This window comes from Nostoc sp. (assembly GCF_036917615.1).
Taxonomy (GTDB): Bacteria; Cyanobacteriota; Cyanobacteriia; order Cyanobacteriales; family Nostocaceae; genus Nostoc.
This window is the reverse complement of record NZ_JBALCZ010000012.1, coordinates 72,649-92,719: the sequence shown is the minus strand read 5'-3', so window position 1 is coordinate 92,719 and position 20,071 is coordinate 72,649. Positions and strand designations below refer to the sequence as shown.

The 20,071-nt window shown below is 42.6% G+C and carries 19 protein-coding genes; 13 read left to right on the top strand and 6 right to left on the bottom strand.

The window, feature by feature from the left end; all coding sequences use genetic code 11:
* Positions 1-145 precede the first annotated feature (145 nt).
* The 3 genes from V7K85_RS02985 (at position 146) to accD (ending at position 2,495) form a co-directional block, all read left to right on the top strand.
* Entirely contained in the window at positions 146-994 is an 849-nt protein-coding gene (locus tag V7K85_RS02985; RefSeq protein WP_334811237.1) for a prepilin peptidase, read from the top strand.
* 162 nt (positions 995-1,156) lie between these two features.
* On the top strand, positions 1,157-1,408 hold the full coding sequence (locus tag V7K85_RS02980) for a hypothetical protein (RefSeq protein ID WP_334811162.1): 252 nt from the start codon (positions 1,157-1,159) through the stop codon (positions 1,406-1,408).
* Between the two features lie 136 nt (positions 1,409-1,544).
* Positions 1,545-2,495 carry an acetyl-CoA carboxylase, carboxyltransferase subunit beta gene (gene accD / locus V7K85_RS02975; protein ID WP_334811161.1) on the top strand — a complete coding sequence of 317 codons (951 nt, stop codon included), beginning with the start codon at positions 1,545-1,547 and terminating at the stop codon, positions 2,493-2,495.
* Between the two features lie 57 nt (positions 2,496-2,552).
* On the opposite strand, the gene V7K85_RS02970 is transcribed toward accD, so the two are convergent.
* A complete protein-coding gene (locus V7K85_RS02970; RefSeq protein ID WP_334811236.1) occupies positions 2,553-3,992 on the bottom strand; it encodes an MFS transporter in 1,440 nt (479 codons plus the stop codon).
* Positions 3,993-4,224: 232 nt separating this feature from the next.
* On the opposite strand from V7K85_RS02970, the gene V7K85_RS02965 reads away from it, so the two are divergent.
* Entirely contained in the window at positions 4,225-5,409 is a 1,185-nt protein-coding gene (locus V7K85_RS02965; protein ID WP_334811235.1) for an ABC transporter substrate-binding protein, read from the top strand.
* A 604-nt stretch (positions 5,410-6,013) separates the two neighbouring features.
* On the opposite strand, the gene V7K85_RS02960 is transcribed toward V7K85_RS02965, so the two are convergent.
* Positions 6,014-6,172 carry a hypothetical protein gene (locus tag V7K85_RS02960; RefSeq protein WP_334811160.1) on the bottom strand — a complete coding sequence of 53 codons (159 nt, stop codon included), beginning with the start codon at positions 6,170-6,172 and terminating at the stop codon, positions 6,014-6,016.
* 110 nt (positions 6,173-6,282) lie between these two features.
* A complete protein-coding gene (locus tag V7K85_RS02955) occupies positions 6,283-6,684 on the bottom strand; it encodes a hypothetical protein (RefSeq protein WP_334811159.1) in 402 nt (133 codons plus the stop codon).
* An 850-nt stretch (positions 6,685-7,534) separates the two neighbouring features.
* On the opposite strand from V7K85_RS02955, the gene V7K85_RS02950 reads away from it, so the two are divergent.
* A complete protein-coding gene (locus V7K85_RS02950) occupies positions 7,535-8,425 on the top strand; it encodes a proline iminopeptidase-family hydrolase (RefSeq protein ID WP_334811158.1) in 891 nt (296 codons plus the stop codon).
* Positions 8,426-8,586: 161 nt separating this feature from the next.
* Here the strand turns inward: V7K85_RS02950 and V7K85_RS02945 are convergent, their stop codons facing one another.
* Positions 8,587-9,234 (bottom strand): hypothetical protein, encoded by a 648-nt coding sequence (locus tag V7K85_RS02945; protein WP_334811157.1) that lies wholly within the window; start codon positions 9,232-9,234, stop codon positions 8,587-8,589.
* A gap of 183 nt (positions 9,235-9,417) precedes the next feature.
* Between V7K85_RS02945 and V7K85_RS02940 the strand changes: the two genes are divergently transcribed.
* The 6 genes from V7K85_RS02940 (at position 9,418) to petJ (ending at position 13,634) form a co-directional block, all read left to right on the top strand.
* Positions 9,418-10,344, top strand: coding sequence for a carbohydrate ABC transporter permease (locus tag V7K85_RS02940; protein ID WP_442940535.1), 927 nt, complete (start codon positions 9,418-9,420; stop codon positions 10,342-10,344).
* On the top strand, positions 10,341-11,177 hold the full coding sequence (locus tag V7K85_RS02935; RefSeq protein ID WP_334811156.1) for a carbohydrate ABC transporter permease: 837 nt from the start codon (positions 10,341-10,343) through the stop codon (positions 11,175-11,177). The genes V7K85_RS02940 and V7K85_RS02935 overlap by 4 nt, the downstream gene beginning before the upstream one ends.
* Positions 11,178-11,378: 201 nt before the next feature.
* Complete coding sequence (locus V7K85_RS02930; protein ID WP_229483105.1) at positions 11,379-11,594, top strand: hypothetical protein; 216 nt, start codon at positions 11,379-11,381, stop codon at positions 11,592-11,594.
* 132 nt (positions 11,595-11,726) lie between these two features.
* Positions 11,727-12,218, top strand: coding sequence for a photosystem II cytochrome c-550 (psbV, locus tag V7K85_RS02925; protein WP_334811155.1), 492 nt, complete (start codon positions 11,727-11,729; stop codon positions 12,216-12,218).
* A 402-nt stretch (positions 12,219-12,620) separates the two neighbouring features.
* Positions 12,621-13,040 carry a plastocyanin gene (gene petE / locus V7K85_RS02920; protein ID WP_334811154.1) on the top strand — a complete coding sequence of 140 codons (420 nt, stop codon included), beginning with the start codon at positions 12,621-12,623 and terminating at the stop codon, positions 13,038-13,040.
* 249 nt (positions 13,041-13,289) lie between these two features.
* A complete protein-coding gene (gene petJ / locus V7K85_RS02915) occupies positions 13,290-13,634 on the top strand; it encodes a cytochrome c6 PetJ (RefSeq protein ID WP_334811153.1) in 345 nt (114 codons plus the stop codon).
* A gap of 286 nt (positions 13,635-13,920) precedes the next feature.
* Here petJ and V7K85_RS02910 read toward each other — a convergent pair whose 3' ends face one another.
* Positions 13,921-15,429, bottom strand: coding sequence for a hypothetical protein (locus V7K85_RS02910; protein WP_334811152.1), 1,509 nt, complete (start codon positions 15,427-15,429; stop codon positions 13,921-13,923).
* A gap of 609 nt (positions 15,430-16,038) precedes the next feature.
* On the opposite strand from V7K85_RS02910, the gene V7K85_RS02905 reads away from it, so the two are divergent.
* Together V7K85_RS02905 and V7K85_RS02900 are read left to right on the top strand one after the other, a co-directional pair.
* The gene (locus tag V7K85_RS02905) at positions 16,039-16,734 is read left to right on the top strand and encodes an esterase/lipase family protein (RefSeq protein ID WP_334811151.1); all 696 of its coding nucleotides are present in this window, start codon (positions 16,039-16,041) and stop codon (positions 16,732-16,734) included.
* A gap of 381 nt (positions 16,735-17,115) precedes the next feature.
* A complete protein-coding gene (locus V7K85_RS02900; protein WP_334811150.1) occupies positions 17,116-17,775 on the top strand; it encodes a cytochrome b N-terminal domain-containing protein in 660 nt (219 codons plus the stop codon).
* A 63-nt stretch (positions 17,776-17,838) separates the two neighbouring features.
* Here V7K85_RS02900 and V7K85_RS02895 read toward each other — a convergent pair whose 3' ends face one another.
* Positions 17,839-19,758 carry a cation:proton antiporter gene (locus V7K85_RS02895; protein ID WP_334811149.1) on the bottom strand — a complete coding sequence of 640 codons (1,920 nt, stop codon included), beginning with the start codon at positions 19,756-19,758 and terminating at the stop codon, positions 17,839-17,841.
* Between the last annotated feature and the right edge of the window lie 313 nt (positions 19,759-20,071).

Genomic DNA, 20,071 nt, shown 5'->3' with positions numbered 1-20,071 from the left:
TCATTAGTCATTGGTCATTAGTTCTCGACAAAGGACAAAGGACATCTCGACAAAGGACAAAAGATAAACGACAAATGACACAGAGAGAAGTCTGAGCGGAGGCTTCCTCCGATCAGAACTTCGGAGACAAATGACAAAGGACTATATGGACATTTTGTTCGCCGTTCCGGCGAGTGTAATGGTCTTCGCTTTGGGTGCATCTATTGGCAGTTTTATCAATGTTATTGTTTATCGGCTACCTGCGGGGTTGTCAATTCTTTGGCCGCCTTCTCGTTGTCCTAAATGCTTAAACCAGCTAAAAGCTTACGACAATGTACCAGTATTCGGCTGGATTTCCTTAAGAGGGCGGTGTCGATATTGCAAAAGCAAAATTTCTGTCCGTTATCCTGTGGTAGAAGGGGTAACGGGCATAATTTTTTTACTGGTTTTTTTGGTATTTAAAGTTTCGACTTTAACAATAGGCTATTGGGCTTTTTGTAGTTGGTTATTGGCGCTATCGCTTATCGACCTAGATACAATGACTCTACCCAATCGACTTACTCAGTCAGGTTTGGTGGTGGGGATTTTGTTTCAAATGGTGGTTGGTTTTTTACCAGAAGCTAGCTTTATAGCATTGGTAAATCACCTGATGATGGCGATAGTTGGTGCAGTATTGGGTTTATGGCTGTTTGATGCGATCGCCTTATTGGGTTCAATTGCCTTTGGTAAAGCTGCAATGGGTGCGGGTGACGCCAAGTTAGCAGCCATGATGGGAGCCTGGTTAGGGTGGAAATACTTGCTCTTGGCGAGTTTTATTGCCTGTGCGCTGGGAGCATTAATTGGTAGCGGTATTATTATACGTAGACGCAAAGCAGCCAGTCAAGAGACATCCCGACAAAGATTAGGACAAAAGATACCTTTTGGCCCTTTTCTGGCTTTAGGATCTGTGATTACCCTGTTTAGCGGCGAAGCCATTTTGTCTAGCTACCTGCGGTTATTTTTTTCAGCGTCTTGAACTGAGGGCAGAAGAAGGGAATAGTGTACAGGTTACAGGGGACAGATTATTCCCTGTAACCTCTTTCTTAACCCAAATGTCCTTACAGAAGAAATAGTTATAATTCGGGACTGTAACCAGCATTACCCCATCTGCTCTTCAGATTTTGATAATATTCAGCTTGTGACTTGTATTACCCTCTTAACGACGATTAACCGTTGGCAAGCACAACTAGTGCAACAAATGCTGATTGCTCATGACCTAGCAATACGAATAATTGATTTGGGTGGGAGGGGGAGAGCATCTTATTTGGAGGTTGGTATATCTCATAGCTTTGTCAGTACGTCCATAGAATTAAGTCTGCTGAAAAAAGAGCAAGAGAGTTGTATTGGCACAAGTTTTTTCGTTAAGCTGGCAACCAAAGATGAAAATTAAGGTCTGAATTGCTTAAAAGCGTAGTTTGACGATGTAATCATCAGTCATTAGTAAAGACAAATGACAAAAGGTTAAGGATAATCCGATACAGCTTGACATGTTTTCGACCTCATACCCACTTAAAATAAAATAAAAAATGGCTAACAACGAAGAATCACGCGGTTTAAAGTCTCTATTTGATTGGTTTGCAAATCGACGGAAATCAGGACCTACCAGCCTTGAACGCCAAGAGCGTGAAATTGCTGATGGTCTGTGGCATAAATGTTCTAAATGTGGCGTGTTGGCATATACAAAAGACCTGAAAGCCAATCAGATGGTTTGTGTCGAATGTGGTCATCACAATCGGGTAGACAGCGATGAGCGCATTCGTCAATTGATAGATCACAATACCTGGAAACCGCTGGACGAGCATTTGCGTCCAACCGATCCGCTGGAATTTCGCGATCGCAAACTCTACAGCGATCGCTTGCGGGAATTACAGGAGAAAATAGGCTTAATAGACGCGGTGAAAACGGGTTTAGGTCAAATCAACGGCTTGCCCATTGCCCTTGGGGTTATGGATTTCCGTTTTATGGGTGGTAGCATGGGTTCGGTGGTGGGAGAAAGACTCACCCGCATGATTGAGCAAGCCACTCAACGGCGGTATCCTGTAGTTATCGTCTGCACCTCGGGTGGTGCCAGGATGCAAGAAGGAATGCTCTCCCTGATGCAGATGGCGAAAATCTCCGCAGCCCTACAGCGCCATAAAGACGCCCGACTATTGTATATTCCCGTTTTGACCAATCCCACAACAGGCGGGGTTACCGCAAGTTTTGCGATGTTGGGCGATCTCATTTTGGCAGAACCCAAGGCAACTATTGGTTTTGCCGGTCGGCGAGTGATTGAGCAAACCCTACGGGAAAAACTGCCCGATGATTTTCAGACTGCTGAAGATTTGCTCCAGCACGGTTTTGTTGATGATATCGTACCCCGTACCCAATTGAAGAACACCCTAGCCCAACTGATTGCCCTACACCAGCCTCTACTAACAACACCTCATATGGTGTTGTGGGAAACAATGTCTTTAACTTCTACTGCCGCAGAATAGAGCAGGGAGAGCGGGGAGAGCAGGGGGGAAGACAAGGGAGATACTACTTCATCCCCCTCATCCTCTCCCTGGCTCTTGGAGAAACATGAGTGGAACAAGTGCTGCTAGTCGGAATAGACTAGAGAGGGCAAATAACCCCAGTAAGCCTCCAGTCTGAGCAAATTGGACGATGAAGCTGCCTATAGTTGTGCCTATAGCACCACTCGCTCCAGCAACGGCAGCTGCAATCGCAAAATAGATAGACTGATTTTTAGTTGGTGCAATACCCAATTGTATATTGTTGCTGCACAAGTCAATCGCCGCCCAAGTCCCTCCACCCAAAATGTGTAAAAGGGGTAACCACAACCAGATGTCAAGGCGATTAACACCAATCCCCAGCCATAGCAGTGGTGTGGCTGCAACCAAAATCCCAATAAAGATAAGGATGGGACGATTCCCTATCTTGTCTGCTAATTTGCCCCACACGATGAGCATCAGCAAAGTCGCCCCCGCCTGAAGGCTGTTGTAGATAGTCACGTAGCTCACGTCCAAATCCAGCGTGTCCAGCATGTAGAGATTAAAAAAAGGAGTGCTGAGGTTAACAGCAAGCGTCCAGAAGCTGAAATACAGCAGAAATATCAAAAAGTTAGAGTTTTTCCAGATGCTGTTAGCTAATTGGTTTTGTGGTGGATAAATTGATTGAGCGACTTCAAAAGATTCATCTTTTGCAGGATATGGCTGAATCTCACTAGTTTGAGGTAACTTGCCATCATAAGTGTTTTGTGTAGCTTGTGGTCGTAGGCATCGCGGATTCATATCCACCTGGAAATACTGACACCCCAATCCGATAATCCCAAACACTATGGCTACCAGCAGAACCACCCCATAGCCTTGTAGAGTTCCCCCATACCAATGTGATACAACTAGACCAGCCATTGGTACGCAAACCAAATTGGTGAGGCTAGCAGCACTATTGCGTATCCCAAAATACCTGCCTCGCAATCGCCGCGGAACTATCATTGCCACCCAACTTAGCCATGATGCACTTCCTAGTCCTCCCAAAAGATTGCTGAATAGAACAATCAAGAGTGTCAATATCACTAACTGGTGAGTATTAAACACTCCCCATCTGAGGCTTGCAATACCAATTACTAAAATCAGCCATAGCAGCCGACCAATTCCGTGTGTCCGAAGAGAATATTGAAAGCGACTGGTGCTACGTTCAGACAAGTAAGCACCCAATGGCTGAACTAGATTGACCAACATCGGGATAGAGGACAGCATCCCAAATACCACTGGACTAGCATCCAATTCCACCAAGAAATTGCCAAGTAAAATCCCGCCTGTTCCAAGGGAGTAAACCGCTGCTAAGACAGAATCCGCAGTGGAAGCTTTTAAACTAGTGCGAATAGTATCCTTGGGAATTCGAGAGTTTAGAGAAAGTGTTGTTGGTGGTGAGGCAATCTGGGAAAATTCCAGAGTCAGTGGCGCAGTTATTTCAACCTGAACAGAATCCATCATCTATGTTTATGGGTGAAGTATCCTGGGAGAAATCCGGTTGCAGAGAAACTCAGTATGCTTTAAGTAGCATTCCTGATAAGATAAGTTTTCATTATTTTAGCTTGCAATTTTCAACAAAAATTTCAAATAAGTAAAATCTCATTCCTTCATAACACAAGGTATAAGTGAGGAGAAAGACTGTTATCTGTCTGTGATCAAGAAAAGATTGTTTAATTTTTTGGGACTGGTGATGGCGATCGCGATCGCGATTATTGCTTGTCACAGCCTACAATTTCCAAGCAAACCGTTAGCATCTACCGCAGTCACCATTAAACTCAGTGGTTGGGGTGGCTCTCCTGTCGAGCAAAAACTCTTGAGACAAGTACTGCAAGACTTTGAAGCACAACATCCAACTATTAAGGTCAAATATGAAGTAATCTCCGACCAATACATGGATGTAATCAAAACTCGTTTAGTTGGGGAAGCTGCGCCCGATGTCTTTTATCTGGATGCGCTGGAAGCTCCTTTCTTAATGAGTCAAAATGTCCTGGAACCGTTAGATACTTACATCACCCCCAAATTTGACCTAGCAGACTTCGAGGATACCCTACTCGACAGTTTTAAATATCAGAACCAAATTTACGGTTTTCCTAAAGACTATTCTACCCTTGCTCTGTTTTATAACAAAAAAGCATTCGCCGCCGCAGGCTTGAGTAATCCACCGGCTACTTGGAATGAATTACGTAACTACGCGAAACAATTGACAGGCAAACTTAACAAATACGGCTTTGGAGAAATTGCGGAATTGGCGCGTCAGGCTTATAAAATTAAAGCCTTTGGTGGACAACTCGTTGCTCAAAATGGTTATGCTACCTTTGCCAGTGCAGCAAGTTTACAAGGTTTAGAGTTGGTGGTAGATCAGTATCAAAAAGACCGCTCCTCTGCCCAAAAATCTGATGTGGGGACAAACTCAGGTAGTGAAATGTTTGGTCAGAGTAAAGTGGCAATGGTGATTGAAGGTAACTGGGCAATTCCCTACCTAATTGAAACCTTTCCCCAAGTAGAGTTTGCTACCGCACCAGTGCCTACTATTAATGACACAAAAGGCACGATGGTGTTTACAGTTGCCTATGTGATGAACAAGCAAGCACAGCACAAAGCCGAAGCCTGGGAGTTGATTTCCTATCTTACGGGTAAAGAAGGGATGCAAAAGTGGACAGCAAAAGGGTTTGCTTTGCCAACACGTAAATCAGTGGCAAAGAATTTGGGCTATGACCAAGACCCATTGCGATCGCCATTAGTGGCGGGAGTTGATTACGCTACACCTTGGCAGGTAGGTCAGTATCCAGGGGCGATCGTCAATAACTTTGATAATCAGTTTGTCAGCGCCTTATTGGGGCAACAACCATTAAATCAAGCGATGCTGAAGGCATAGAATGAAGCTAATCAGCAAATTAGGGGGATGGAGTAAGCAATCTTTCTTACCTTCACCAAATCACTTCTGAGTAGGAATTTGCTATCTCTTTATCTGCTGTAATTATTGCAGCTTGATTACTTCTGGCTAATGCGACGACAACTCGATCTACTGGATCTTGATGACCCATTTTAAATTGACACTTTCCATCCAAATATTTTCATCAATCGGTACAATCTCAACGGCACTAGACTTTTTCAGCGTTACTACGTACTCGTTAAGATTGACTCCTAAATCTAGTTTTTTATAGCAATTTCCCATATGGCTATGGACGGGACAAGACCATTTTTATCCCTTTCCATGTAGTTTCACGCTTTTTTGGTTTGTTCAAAAAGTCTGGGTTAGATTAAAAGCAAGGACTTCCAAAAGCTACAACAATGAATATAGCGCTTCTGTGTTGAGTGCAATACAGACCTAACAAGAACAGCCTCTTCCCTACAAGGGAAGGGTAGTAAAATTCAAAGCCTTTCTCCTTATTAGAAGAGAGATCAAAGTGTATTGCATCCAAACGAGAACTCTAAAAATAAGCGAATGGACAGTGAAAGGGACAAGACTTGATTTTGCACTATGGCGTTGTAATCGTCCATAATGCACGATTGTAGTAATTGGCATCAGTTCCAACAACTTTAGGACTTTCAAAGCGGCTTGATGCTAACCAGCCTCCCTCATCTCCTCGGTTTCCTTTGATTGGATTTCCATCGGAAAACAGATACCGCTTTGTCACTAGATTTTCAATGATAAAACTATTACCACTTGGTATAATCTTCCATAGGGCACGATTATAGTAATTGGCATCAGTTCCAACAATTTTAGGACTTTCAAAGCCGCTTGATGCTAACCAGCCTCCCTCATCTCCTGGTTTCCTTTGATTGGATCTCCATCGGAAAACAAATAGCGCTTTGTCACTTGATTTTCAATAAGAAAATTATCAGCAATTGGTATAATCGTCCAGAGGGCACGATCATAGTAATTGGCATCAGTTCCAACAATTTTAGGACTTTCAAAGCCGCTTGATGCTAACCAGCCTCCCTCATCTCCTCGGTTTCCTTTGATTGGATCTCCATCGGAAAACACATACCGCTTTGTTACTAGATTTTCAATGAGAACAGGTTTGTTTAGTTGCGCATTGATATTTACAGTAGAAGTTGCTTTACCAGGGATAAAAAGCACACCTAACACCACAACAAGGCTAAAGCAGAAGGCGCTAATAAAGGAAATTAGACTTTTGGTTTTCATAATATTGACTCACAGGTTCAAAACTTTTACATTTTGTTAAATAAACCACATCTACCTTGAAAACCGTAGTTTTTTTGAATTAGGTTAAAGCTAGTAAATCAAACCACGATCGAATAATATACTCTTTTTAAAAACTCCAGGTTTCAAAATGCATAGGGTTTAGTTAGGTTTTTTTGTGTTTACCTACTTAGCGCTCTTCCATCACTCTGGTCTAAGCAAAATAAGAGCCAACTTTTAAACGAGAGACAGAAACTGGGTTTGGAGCTTTATTTTCTAACATTATGGCTAAAATCATCTCTTTTGCATGAAACTCTTGTTTATTCAAAATAATTGCTTTTTTCTCTGGAGACAGTGATTAAAGAGCGTTAGTCAACACAGTTATTTATTTATCACTATTCTCAGGTAAAGTAAATTTCTTTATCTAGTTTTCGATATGTAGCTTTCTGGAAAATCTAATACATATCACCTGAGATATAAGCAAAAATTTATCCTTTGGACAGATATATTTTGTTCACTTCTTGAAAATTCCATATCTTGTGAAATTTTGTTTTGTTTTTCACAAAAACACAATTTCTTTTTCTATCAAAAATAATTTTGTGATATTTGATTGGGCTTAAAGAGACATAAGTTAATTTGATATTAAGTCTGGTTAAGCAACAATCAAGTTCATATAAGCTTTATATAATGCTGTAGCTTTTCTTGCACAACCCTTAAGTACTGGCACTTCAGCTTATTCAATTACTCATGCACAACAAAAAGCGATCGCTTTCCTAAACCAGAGACTTACTCAATGAGGTTCAAGCGATCGCGTAATTGAGTATATTTGTTTGAGCAGTAAAACACTAACTCCATGACTGTAACTTCTGCCATTGAAGACTTTATCTCGTTTCATGGTCATCAGGTATGGTATCGCATTGTCAAACCAGACCAAGAAGATTCTAAAAAGCTACCCCTGTTGTGTCTTCACGGAGGCCCAGGAGTACCCCATGACTACCTAGAACCATTAGAAGCGTTGGCTTTGCCCGCCGCAGGCATCGCCGCAACCGGAAGGCGAGTTATTTTTTACGATCAATTAGGGTGTGGTAATAGCGATCGCCCCACAGATCCCAGCTTATATTCTATAGATTTGTTCAAAGAAGAACTCTTCGCCGTCCGCAGTGCTTTGGATTTAGACCAAATTCATCTTTTTGGGCAATCATGGGGTGGTTGTTTAGCCTTAGAACATGCTCTTTGCCAACCGACTGGGTTAGTCAGTCTCGTTTTAGCTAGTACACCTTGCAGTATTCAACAATTTGTTAGTGAAGCTTATAGCCTAATGAATGAGCTGCCAATTGAAGTACAACAGGTCATTCGTAAGCATGAAGCTGATGGTACAACTCAAGACCCCGAATATAAACAGGCAATGGAAGCTTTCAATCATTCTTTTCTTTGCCGAGTAGATCCTTGGCCGAGTAGCTTAACTAGAGCCTACAGCAAAGTTGGTACAGAGTTTCGAGGTGCTGGCAAAATTATCGACTGGAATATTGAAGATCGTCTAGGTGAAATTCTCGTGCCTACACTGCTACTATCCGGTCGCTACGATGAAGTTACACCCACTTGTGTTGAAACAGTTCACCAAGGTATTTCTGGCTCTGAGTGCGTACTGTTTGAAAACAGTTCACATATGCCTCATCTGGAAGAGACGGAACGATTTTTGCAAGTCTTGAGCGAATTTTTGAATCGTGTCGAAATAGCCCTGTAAAGGTGAGATTGTAAGTTGAGTCTCATATTCCTTGAACCTAAGTCTTCATTTATTCTCGAATTATCGAAGTTCCGAGTTCTGAGCACGAAGTTCCGATATTGTAAACATTAAAGCATCCATAATAAGAATTAAAGCGTTTATGAATACTTTAATGTTTACCACTAATGTTGTTTTCTAGCAGTTCTCTTTCGGTTTGCAAACGAACCAACAGCTAATCCACCAAAGACTACTGTCCCCATGATGGTTGTTGGTTCTGGAACTTCTTGAGGAACTTTGATAGAACCACTGACTAAAGCCAGACCATTCAAGGTAATAGTTGATCCCAAATTAACTATGTCCTCTTCGGAGAACAATAGTGTGCTTGTAGCGTTTTTGAATATGCCCTCACCGTCAGTGATATTCACGATGCCAGAGCCTTTGGCTGTGAGGGTTTTAAAATTCACTGAAGCAGTAGCATCACTAGTTCCAAATAACTTGTTAGCACCGCCGCCAAACACGATGTAGCCTAATGGAAAACCTTGGACACCAAATACTTCTGGATTATTGTTAAAAGTGAGATTTCCCTTGTCATCAATCACGGAGTATGTCAAACCTTTGTATAATCCTAAATCATCGGGGGCATCATCACTCAAACCAACCTCAAATACCTGGGAAACGTTGCCTGAAATAGGCGTAATATTCACTGTTGTCCGATAGTTGCCAATAAATGGATAAATAGTCTGTGCTGTTGCTCTGTCTAAATTTGAGCAAAAACTAACTGAGGTCATAACTAGTGGGACAATCCACATTTTGAGTGAATTAAATATCATTTAAAATCTCCATTTTCCAAAAAAATCGATTTTCACACAAACCTTACAATATATAACGAGCAGTTACAATGAATAATCCTTTGATAAAATTGGCAATTTTTTATCAAACAGAATTCAGGAGTCAGGAGTACGATAAATAATCATGCATGACCCATCGCTACAGCCGGGTTAGTGCGGGATTATATGGAGGTTCATTCAATAGTGTTTGAAATCAGCAGGCGGCGGAGTAACCCCAGGTGGAACATCACAGAAGACTTGGCTGGGTATCTGTTCATGATGCCCACCATTCTAGTTTTGGGAACTTTTGTGGTGTTACCCATTCTCTACGCCGTTTTTCTTTCCTTGCAAAAAGTGCAACTTCTCGGTGGTATTGAGTACGAGTTCATCGGTTTTCGGAACTTCACGCGATTAGCTGAAGATGAACGGGTTTGGATTGCTTTGAGAAACACAGCAGAATATGTAGCTATTGTTGTGCCAACTCAAACTATCCTGGCTTTAATTCTGGCGGTAACTCTGAATTCTGGGATTCGCGGTAAAAACTGGTGGCGCATCCTCTACTTTTTGCCCACAGTCACTTCTTCAGCAGTGCTGACGCTCATCTTCATGTGGATTTATAACACCGATGGGCTACTAAACGATTTTCTGGCTTTTGTGGGGCTACCTACTTATAACTGGTTGGGTGACCCAGCAGTTGCGCTCAAAGGCATTATGATCATGAACATTTGGTCAACCGCACCGTTTTTCATGGTGATTTATCTGGCGGCGTTGCAAGATATACCCCAAACACTTTATGAGGCGGCGGAACTTGATGGCGCAAATGGGTGGCAGCAATTTATCCACATTGCTCTTCCCTTACTGAAGCCTGTAACCTTCTTTGTGGTAGCAGTGGGGGTGATTGGGACTTTTCAACTTTTTGATCAGTCTTACATCTTTTCTGGGGGTACTGGCGGGCCAAACAACGCTACTTTAACTGTAGTGCTGCTAATTTACCAAGCTGTATTTCGGAATTTACAAATGGGATATGCAGCTGCGATCGCATTTTTATTAGCAGCAGTAATCATTGCCATCACTTTGATTCAGCGGCGACTTTTTGGAGGCGAACGGATTTGACTAACATCTCTGGCTTATCCTGGCTGAAAGTCTTGTTATACGTCTTGCTGACACTCTATGCGATCGTCACTTTAATTCCCTTTCTCTGGGCACTTTCAGCATCATTTAAGCCGCTAACAGAGATTGTCGGTGGTGAACCCAACTTTCTCCCCAAGAATTTTACTCTCGATAACTACAGGCAAATCTTTCTGCAAGAACCGCTGTTTTGGCGCTGGTTGTTCAACAGTGTGGTGATTGCCGTCAGCGTCACTCTTTTAAACTTGTTCTTAAATTCAATGGCTGGTTACGCCTTAGCGAGACTGCGTTTTGTGGGCAAACGCTTTTGGCTTTTCCTAATCCTGGCAGTACTGGCAGTACCAGCGCAAATCACCCTAATTCCGACATTTTTGATTTTGAAAGCGATCGCCTGGCTGAATTCTTACCAAGGCATGATTGTGCCTAGCATGGTCAATGCCACTTTCATCTTCATGATGCGGCAATTTTTCGTTAATTTTCCTAAAGAATTAGAAGAAGCAGCGCAACTGGATGGCTTAAATACCTTTGGAATTTTCCGACATATTATCTTACCTTTGGCAAAACCAGCACTAGCAGCACAGGCAGTTTTTGTGTTCATGGGGAGTTGGAATAATTTTTTACTGCCTATAGTTATCCTATTTGACCCAGAAATGTTTACCCTCCCCTTAGGGCTGAACAGCTTCAAAGGTCAATACATCAGCTATTGGAACTATATTATGGCGGCTTCTATGGTCTTTACTCTGCCAGCTTTAGGCATTTACGCCTTTTTTAATCGTTACTTTATTCAAAGCGTCACATTTACCGGAGGAAAAGGTTAATAGGCATGGGGCATTGGGCATTGGGAAGAGGCAGAGGGGCAGGGAGCAGGGAGCAGAGGAGAAAGAGATAACTTTTTATTCTCCCCCCTGCCCTCTTTCCCCCTCCCGATCCCCAAACCGTATTTTGGGCAACAAATTGCACTCCTAACGTGATATTGGTATTACAGCGACTCAATCTCTATCTATCAGTTAACAAGCATTATGGGTTTTGCAGACCTATCGATCGCAGAGATAGCAGCCGACTACAGCATTCCTGTAGAAAAAGTGTTTTCTCTGTGCAACCAACTGGGAATCGCCTACAAACACCAAAAGACCCGTTTGGCGTTAGAAGATGCAAAGGCAATTATTTCCCAAATATCGTCTGAAATACGCCCAAAAGGTACTAGCGACTCGGTGGGTGATCACGAGGTCACCTAAAGGGTTATCTCGGGCTTTGGCTAATCACTGATAGCTAATGACAAAAAACAATGAGTCATTAGCAATTAGCAGCTTGGAGATTGAGAATCGCGTTCTTAGCTGTGTTGAGCGTCAAAATTTTTAAGGGGAAACATGTTTAAAAGACTAATTGGCGTTGTTGTGGCTACTGTTTTACTCTGGTTTGGGTTGATTGTCGGTAACGCGACAGCAGTGGAACTGGACAAAGCTACCCGAACAGTGCCATTAAATACTGAAGGTGAAACTACCGTACTTAGCCTTAAACAAGTCAAAGAAGGCAAACGCTTATTTAATTACGCTTGTGCCCAATGTCATGCTGGGGGAGTTACCAAGACAAACCAGAACGTGGGACTCACTCCAGAGGATCTGGCACTAGCAACACCCAACCGTAACAACGTTGAAGGCTTGGTGGATTATCTGAAAAATCCCACTACTTACGACGGGGAAGAAGAGATTTCCGAAATACACCCTAGTATCAAAAGTGCAGATATTTTCACAGCAATGCGAAATCTGACGGATGATAACTTGGAGGCGATCGCCGGTCATATTCTCTTACAACCCAAAATCGTTGGCACTAAGTGGGGAGGCGGAAAAATCTATTACTAAATCCCGTAATTAGTACTGAGTCATTGGGTATTAGGTACTGGGAATTGGGGATTGGAAAGAATTCAGTCCCTAGTCCCTAGTCCCCAATCCCTGTTGTCACCAAAGTTTAGCTGCTTTCGTTTTCACAGCAGCACAAAATGTTCCTATTGGGACACAAAAAATCTTTGAAAAAACCAGGATATTCCTAAAGAAAAAATAAAAATCTCTTATTTTACTGTTTACCTTTATTCACAGGCTTTTTGGGCTATGGCAGTCTAGTATTTATTACTGATTGGACAGCTTTTTGCAATAAATTCCTCTCCATTATTAAAAAAAAAATTGTATCTATGACAATCTGTCATATTTGGTGTTGATTTTATTTAAAATGAGAAAAGGAAAAAAATTATTTGTTAGGAGAGAGCCATGAAATTGATTTCAGCAAGCTGGCGACGTCTTGGTTTAGCTGTGTTGACAATCCTTTTAGTTGTTAGCAGCTTCGCTGTTTTTACTCCCAGCGCTTCGGCTGAAACCTACCAGGTGAAATTGGGTAGCGATAAAGGAATGCTGGCATTTGAACCGAAAAAGTTGACCATTAAAGCAGGCGACACAGTTGAATGGGTGAACAATAAAGTTCCTCCTCATAATGTTGTATTTGATCCTGCCAAAAACCCCGCTAAGAGCAAGGATTTAGCAGCATCTCTGTCTCATAAGAAGTTGCTCATGAGTCCTGGTCAAAAGGAAACAACTACCTTCCCCGCAGATGCAGCTGCTGGTGACTACACCTTCTACTGTGAACCTCACCGTGGTGCTGGCATGGTTGGTACAATCACTGTCGAAGGCTAGAAACATCGCCGTTGACACAATGATTTATCAGTGAAATTAGCTCATAGCAACACGCCACACTCCTAGAGTGACGCACAAAATGCATAAATGGCGGTAACGATTCCTATCCTCCCCTAAGACGCTAAACAACCTGTAGCGATGGAGGGGGGAATTCGTTACCGCCAAATTTGATCAAATGATCAAATTTGACTTAATCAGGGATTAATCGCGTTTATACTCTTGCTGGAGGCTTGTTGCGAGGAAATTTTCTTGAGAATACTTTTATTAATCTTACTGTTAGCGATCGCCCAATTCAAATTGACATTCATTAGTCCAGCACTAGCTGCCGAAACATCCAACGGTGCTAAAATTTTCGAGGCTAACTGCGCTTCTTGCCATATAGGCGGCGGTAACATCCTTATCAGCCAGAAAACCTTGAAAAAGGAAGCATTGTCAAAGTACCTAGAAAATTATGAGCGCGACTCAATCGAGGCGATTATCCATCAAGTGCAAAATGGAAAAAATGCTATGCCTGCCTTTAAAAGCAAGTTAAGTCCTGAGGAGATTCTGGAGGTAGCTGCTTACGTTTTTCAGAATGCAGAACAAGGCTGGTAAAGTAGCTATACCGTCTAGTTCTTGTGGGGTGGGCGTCTCGTCCGCCAGTAATTAAAGGCGAGACGCCCACCCCACAACATTGGAGAATTTATTTGTTGGAAATACTTCAGTGTATTTATAGATATAACCTTCTAACGAACTTGAAAGTTAGTTATATATATGACGAACTAGCGATCGCCAGTTCGTCAACTGCTAAAAACGATATTTTAAAGATGAATGATAAATTTACAATTTTTATCATTCATGGCTTTTAGCTTGTTCTTAATCCAAAATCACCTGCTGGTGATTATTTTTCTGGATTAGACTTTTGTCTGTTTTCCTTCACTTGGCGCAACCGTTCTACTAATTTTCCATCCGATTCAGCAGACGGTGTAGGCTGATTACTATTGACTTTCGGTAGCAATAACGGTTCGGAAGTAGTAGCTGCCGATGAAGGCGTGGACTGGTTATTTATGATTGGCAGTTCAGATAATGGTTTAGAAATAACTGCTGGTGAGGGCGTAAGTTGATTGCTATTGATTCCCGGCGAAAATAATGGTTTAAAAGTACCTATCGGTAAGGACGCAGGCTGGTTATTTCTGATTCGCAGATCAGGTAATGGTTTAAAAGTAGCTACCGGTGAGGGGGAAAGCTGATTGTTATTGATTCCCGGTGCAGATAATTGAGTAGTTCCAGTGGTGTTGCTAGTGTTGTTTTGGAAACGTAGGCTAAATGGATAGGAACTGATCTGTTTATCTCCCTTGGGGGATTGCTTATTAAAGTATTGCCTTGCTTTAATAAGCAATTCCGGGGAAACTAACTTGTCTTGAAACTTGATATCTAAGACCTTACCATCAGGATCTACCACTAATACACCCAAAACAGCACCTTCAAGATTCGGCTTATCCGTGGGTAATGTTTGGCGGATGACTGGTTTTTGTTGAGCGTTGGGGTATTCTTGCTGGACTTCTTTTCTCAGGTTGGCGTAGGAGTCTAGCTGTGCCATCGCCAGTTGAGTTCCCTTGGCCGATAAATCGGTTGTCTGGGGCGTACTTCCCCTAGTTCCGATTAAAGTATTCCCACTCCTTGGAGCTTGTCTCAGAGAATTTATCAGCGGGTTTTGAGCAATTCTAGACGCATCATTAATCGGTTGCGTCATTTGTGGAGTCCTATTTCCCTGTGCTGTTGTAATGGGGGTAGTGTCAGAGAGGTTCGGATATTGGGCATTTTGCAGAATCTCATCAGGTATTTTCTGCGACTGCAATTCTGGCAACCTATTTAGAGCTAGTGGCTTAGGTGGTTCGTATTTGGTGACACTGGCATTCACACGAGGAACCGATGGAGAGAATTTCGCGCTGGTATTGAATTTAGAACTGTCAAATTTAGAGGCGTCAAATCGCAAATTATCACTAGGAATCATCCGCAAAGACTGCCTTGTAGGCAACGAAGAAACCCGATAGTTATTCGATGATGAGGGTAGCGGAGGCAATACTAACTGACTAGATGGTGGTGGCGCCAATGGGGGCAATAGACTTTGGGCGCTAAAGTTCGGAGGAGAAAGTGGCGCTACTGGCGGAAATTGTTGTAAACCAACTTGGGGTGTGCTTTGCGGCAAACGGTTTTGGTCGGCTTGGCTCAATTCCAAAAGGCCGACTGTTTTGGATGATGCTGTTTCTTTGGGCTTGTTAGACTCCATAGGCATCAATGGCACAATCATGGCGATCGCACCGTGGATGCCAAGAGAGGCTATAGCTGCTATCCCAATTGGCTGGCTTAAGATTTCTGGTATATTTTTCAGCAGGGAGACGTAAGACATAGCTGTTATCGTTCACTCGGCTCAGTTGTAGTTGACTAGCGATTTTTTTCTGAACTATATTGCAAAAGATGCATCCCTCTAAGGAAATAATAACTTCTTATGCTGGCAATCAAAACGCCAAAATTGCCATTTATTCAAGTTTTTAATTGATCAATGACGCCCTATCATATCTTCTTCCAAGTTGAGCTTGCTAAAGAGATAGTTGAAAAATTACTGTTTTTGATTCTTTCTTGTTATGACACACACAATTAAAATTAATATCTGGGATATTTATAAAGTTTAAGTGAACGCACAAGTCTAAGTACATTACAACATCTGCTGAAGTTGCCTTATTTTTATACTGTTTTCCAGTCAACTACGCTTTTGTAACAGACGGCACACCAGCTTTGTCCGAGACTAGACCCTATGTGAAAATACTACCACATCAGCAGTCCCTGAAACTGTTGCAAATTGTACAATTTTATTGACATTTTAGTCCTCTAACCCCACCAAAGCTATTTGGGTTTTTCTAAAAGGAGTTTGTCATGCGATCGCAATTCTGGCTCTGAATCATGACTACTTCTTCGTCAAAAAAGTTCAAACTCTTAATCATTGCATCCAAAATTTCAAATGCCGCTACCGACAGTTATTTTGCCTGGATATCTAGAAAGCGCGATCGCTTACCGCCAACTAGAACAATCCTTACAACAGTTAGATTTTCCTACGGTTACAGTACCACTGCGACGCCGTGACTGGCTACCTACTATTGGAGGAAGACCAGTAACACCGATTCTGCAAAAACTCGATCTGACGATCAAGCATACATTGCAGCAACATAATGCTACTCAAATTAACTTGATTGGTCACTCAGCCGGAGGTTGGATATCCCGCATTTACATGGGAGAAAAGCCCTATTTAGCACGCGGTGATGTTAAACCATCTCTGTGGGAAGCGCATCCCCTGGTTGCTACTTTCATCACCTTGGGTACACCCCATATTAGCCAAGAACGCTGGACACGCTCCAATTTAGATTTTGTCACCAATAATTACCCAGGAGCTTTTTACAAAAATGTTCGTTACGTCTGTGTGGCTGGCAAAACTATCTTTGGAGAAAGGCGGCGCGGTAGCTGGTTAGCTTACAGTAGTTACCAATTAACCTGTGGCAAGGGTAATACTTGGGGAGATGGAATCACGCCTATCGAAGCTGCTCACCTAGAAGGGGCAGAAAATCTGGTGATTGAAGGTGTGAGGCATTCTCCAAGAAGTCCTGGGATTTGGTATGGTTCAGCAGAACCCTTAAAAGCTTGGGTGCAATATTTGATTTAACTGATATCTTGCACTAGTACACTATGACGTCAGTTTGCCTACCTTTAACAAGTTGCTCAAGCAATTGTCTGGTTAATTTAGATGGTAGCTGGATTTACGCGCCCGCTGTACTAATCCAACAATAGCCTAGTAATTCATTACTAGGCTAATAGCTAAAGTCGTCTAAAAACGACTAATAAACGGTTTTAGTCCACTTAAGTGGACTTGGGCTATTAGCCTCAGACTTAAGTCTGAGGCGGGCTAGTTGGCTCATCGAGAATGGTGGAATATATCAGATTTAAAAAAATTTATTTGTAATTTAAAAATGCAACATTTATTAATATTTATTAGCTAAAATTGTAATAAGAATAAATACTTAGTTAAGAACAGGAGGGGTGAGCCATGCAAAGCACCCAGTTCGATAAGATTTTGCGACGAATAGCGACGATATTATCAGTCGTGATTGTGACTCTGTGCTTAATTTATGTATCTACCGGAGTTTTGCTGTCTTTTTACTATGAACCGACAGCAGGCGGAGCTTATAACTCGTTGAAGATAATTAATACACAACTGCCATACGGCTGGTTGTTTTGGAGAGCGCATGATATTGCTGGTAACGTGGTAATTGCGATCGCTCTAATTCAAATTGTGGTAATGTTTTTAGGTCGGCAATTTCGCAAGAGTTGGCTGGCTGCTTGGATTAGTGGGATTTTGTTTACCTTAAGTGCGATCGGACTGGATTGGACAGCAATGATCCTAGATTGGACTCAAGAAGGATATTGGCGTTTTAACATTGAACTAGGAACCATCGAAGCTATTCCTTTGGTTGGTGGACAACTGCGCGACATTCTGACTGGGGGTGGAGCGATTAACACAGTTACTGTCGAACACCTTTACACAATACACAGTTATCTAATTTCAATGGCGACGCTAATTCTTGCCATCGTTCATTTATCTGCTTTACTGTGGCAAGAATGGCAAATGTATCAAGAAGCGCCAAGACCAGAAATTGCTAATTTGCAACAACCACCAGAAGGCGAATTTGTTCCTTCCCAAAGCTAATAAAAAGTCAAGAGTTAAAAATTCTTCCCCTGCCTCCCATGCCCCCTCTGCCCTCCATCCCCCTCATCCCCCAGGAGCCTCACTAGCGGAAACTTGAGATAGTTGAGCGAGGGATAGGTCTTCAACCTCCGGTAACTTTTCTAGAGCGAGGGGAGTGGATTGGGTAGCACCAGATAAGCGTTTTAAAAGGCTAGGTCTGGGGTCATGCAATAGGTAAATAATCCGATCGCCAACTTGCCATTCTTGGTTAGCTGGCATTACCTGTAAGCGTTCTTCTCGTTCTACCAATAGTGGTATCAATACCCCAGTCAGAATTTTTTCTTGGATGCGATCGCATTGAGTAGAAAATTCCGACTTATTCAGCGTGGTTGTTCCCAGCTTGACTCGCCCATCATTCAGATATTCATTCCAAGTTTTAATCGCTAAGTCTGGGATAAAAGCTTGATTAACTTTATTATTAACCGAGGTACTCGCTTGTGGATCACGGGGAAAAACAGCTAAGACACGCGGCGGCTTAAACTCCTCAGCTGCTCGTTGAGCCAAAACAAAATTCACCTCGCCATTACTTGTCATAGCCAAAAAAGTACCCATAGAGGCAAGTCCTGCTTCTTCCAAAACAGCAGCATCCAGCGCACTGCTGGCAATAACCCGCAGATTTTGCGCCTCAGCTTGAACAAGATATTCGGGGTCAGTATCAATCATGACCACGTTTTCTTCCCGTTCTTGAAAGAACCGGGCAATCAAAAGACTCAAAGGATTACAACCCACAATCACTGCTCCAGTGATGTCTTTAGAAGTGATTTGCAGCCATTTAGCAACCCAGCCAGCTGTTAGACCTTGACAGACAACAGTCATGATAATTGTCAGGAAGACTAGAGCTTTGATAGAATCACCGCCGTTAATGCCGCGCTGGGTCAGCGAAATCGCAAAAAAAGAAGCTACGGAGGCGGCAACAATTCCTCTAGGAGCAACCCAGCTTAAAAACAGTTTCTGTCGCCAGTTTAGGTCACTGTTCCAGGTACACAAGAGGATATTAATCGGGCGAACAACAAACATTAATACCAAAACAGTGAATAAACTACCCCAACCCAAAGCAAACACACTAGCAATGGATAGGTCAGCGGCTAATAAGATAAATAGCACCGAGACGCTGAGAATTGTCAGCTGACCCTTGAAGCTCCGTAACAAACGTTCTTCTGGGACTGAGGAGTTAGCAAATACTGCTCCGGCAACTACTGTTGTCATTACTCCCGATTCACTGCGGATGATTTGCGATAAGGTAAACAGGCCCCAAAGTATCGCCAACACCACTAAGTTTTTTAACTCGAATGACAGAAAACTGGCGCGTTTAAAAATCAAGCTCATCAGATAACCGCCAGCACCACCAATTGCCCCACCAACACCCAGGCGGATGAGTAAACCGATGATCGCATTAATGGGGCCAGCATCGACGTTCAAAATGGTATCAAGGACAACGAAGGCGAGGATAGCCCCTACAGGGTCAATTAAAACCCCTTCTCCTTCCAAAAGTGTTGCCACTTGCCGATCTACATTAATTTGTTTGAGCAAAGGGCCAACGACGGTTGGGCCTGTAACCACAACTATGGAAGCATAGAGAAAAGCTATGTTCCAGGGAAATTCACCCAGCCAGTGAGCAGCCATACTCCCACCAAGCAGTGTGATCAGCGTTCCGAGAGTGACAAGCAATTGTAGGCTGACTGAAACTCTACCTAACTCTCGCAGATCCAAGTTAAGTCCGCCTTCAAACAAAATTATTGCCGTTGCTAGGGCGACAATAACTTCCAGTCCAGTGCCTAGCAAATAGGGATGCAACAGCCCTATGCCATCAGAGCCAAAGAGGATGCCCAACAGCAATAACAGGACGATACTGGGTATCCGAAAGTATGCAGCTAGCACCTGAGCACTGATGCCTGCAAAGACAGCGATCGCCATCTGTAGGGTAATTTCAAAAGATGCTTCCATGTTGTAGATTTTGAGCGATTTATTTCAAAATCTTTTGTAAAAAATCGTAGACATTAACTCTACAGGGTACAACATCATACCCTTTGTCCTTTCCTGAATTTAGCGTTTTTTCGATCTGTGTATCCTCCGAAATTCCGAACCTTGGAGGCTGATGCATCCTGCGGCTGACCAGAGAAGCGTCTACAGAATTCTTTTTGTGTCTCCATATCTTGGTATCTTCTTGAAGTTTTTGCCTCCACCCAGTTTAGCTGTCACAAAGTTTTTTTGGCAAAAGCTGTTGACAACGGCAAGGAAATTCGTTACCTTATAAAAG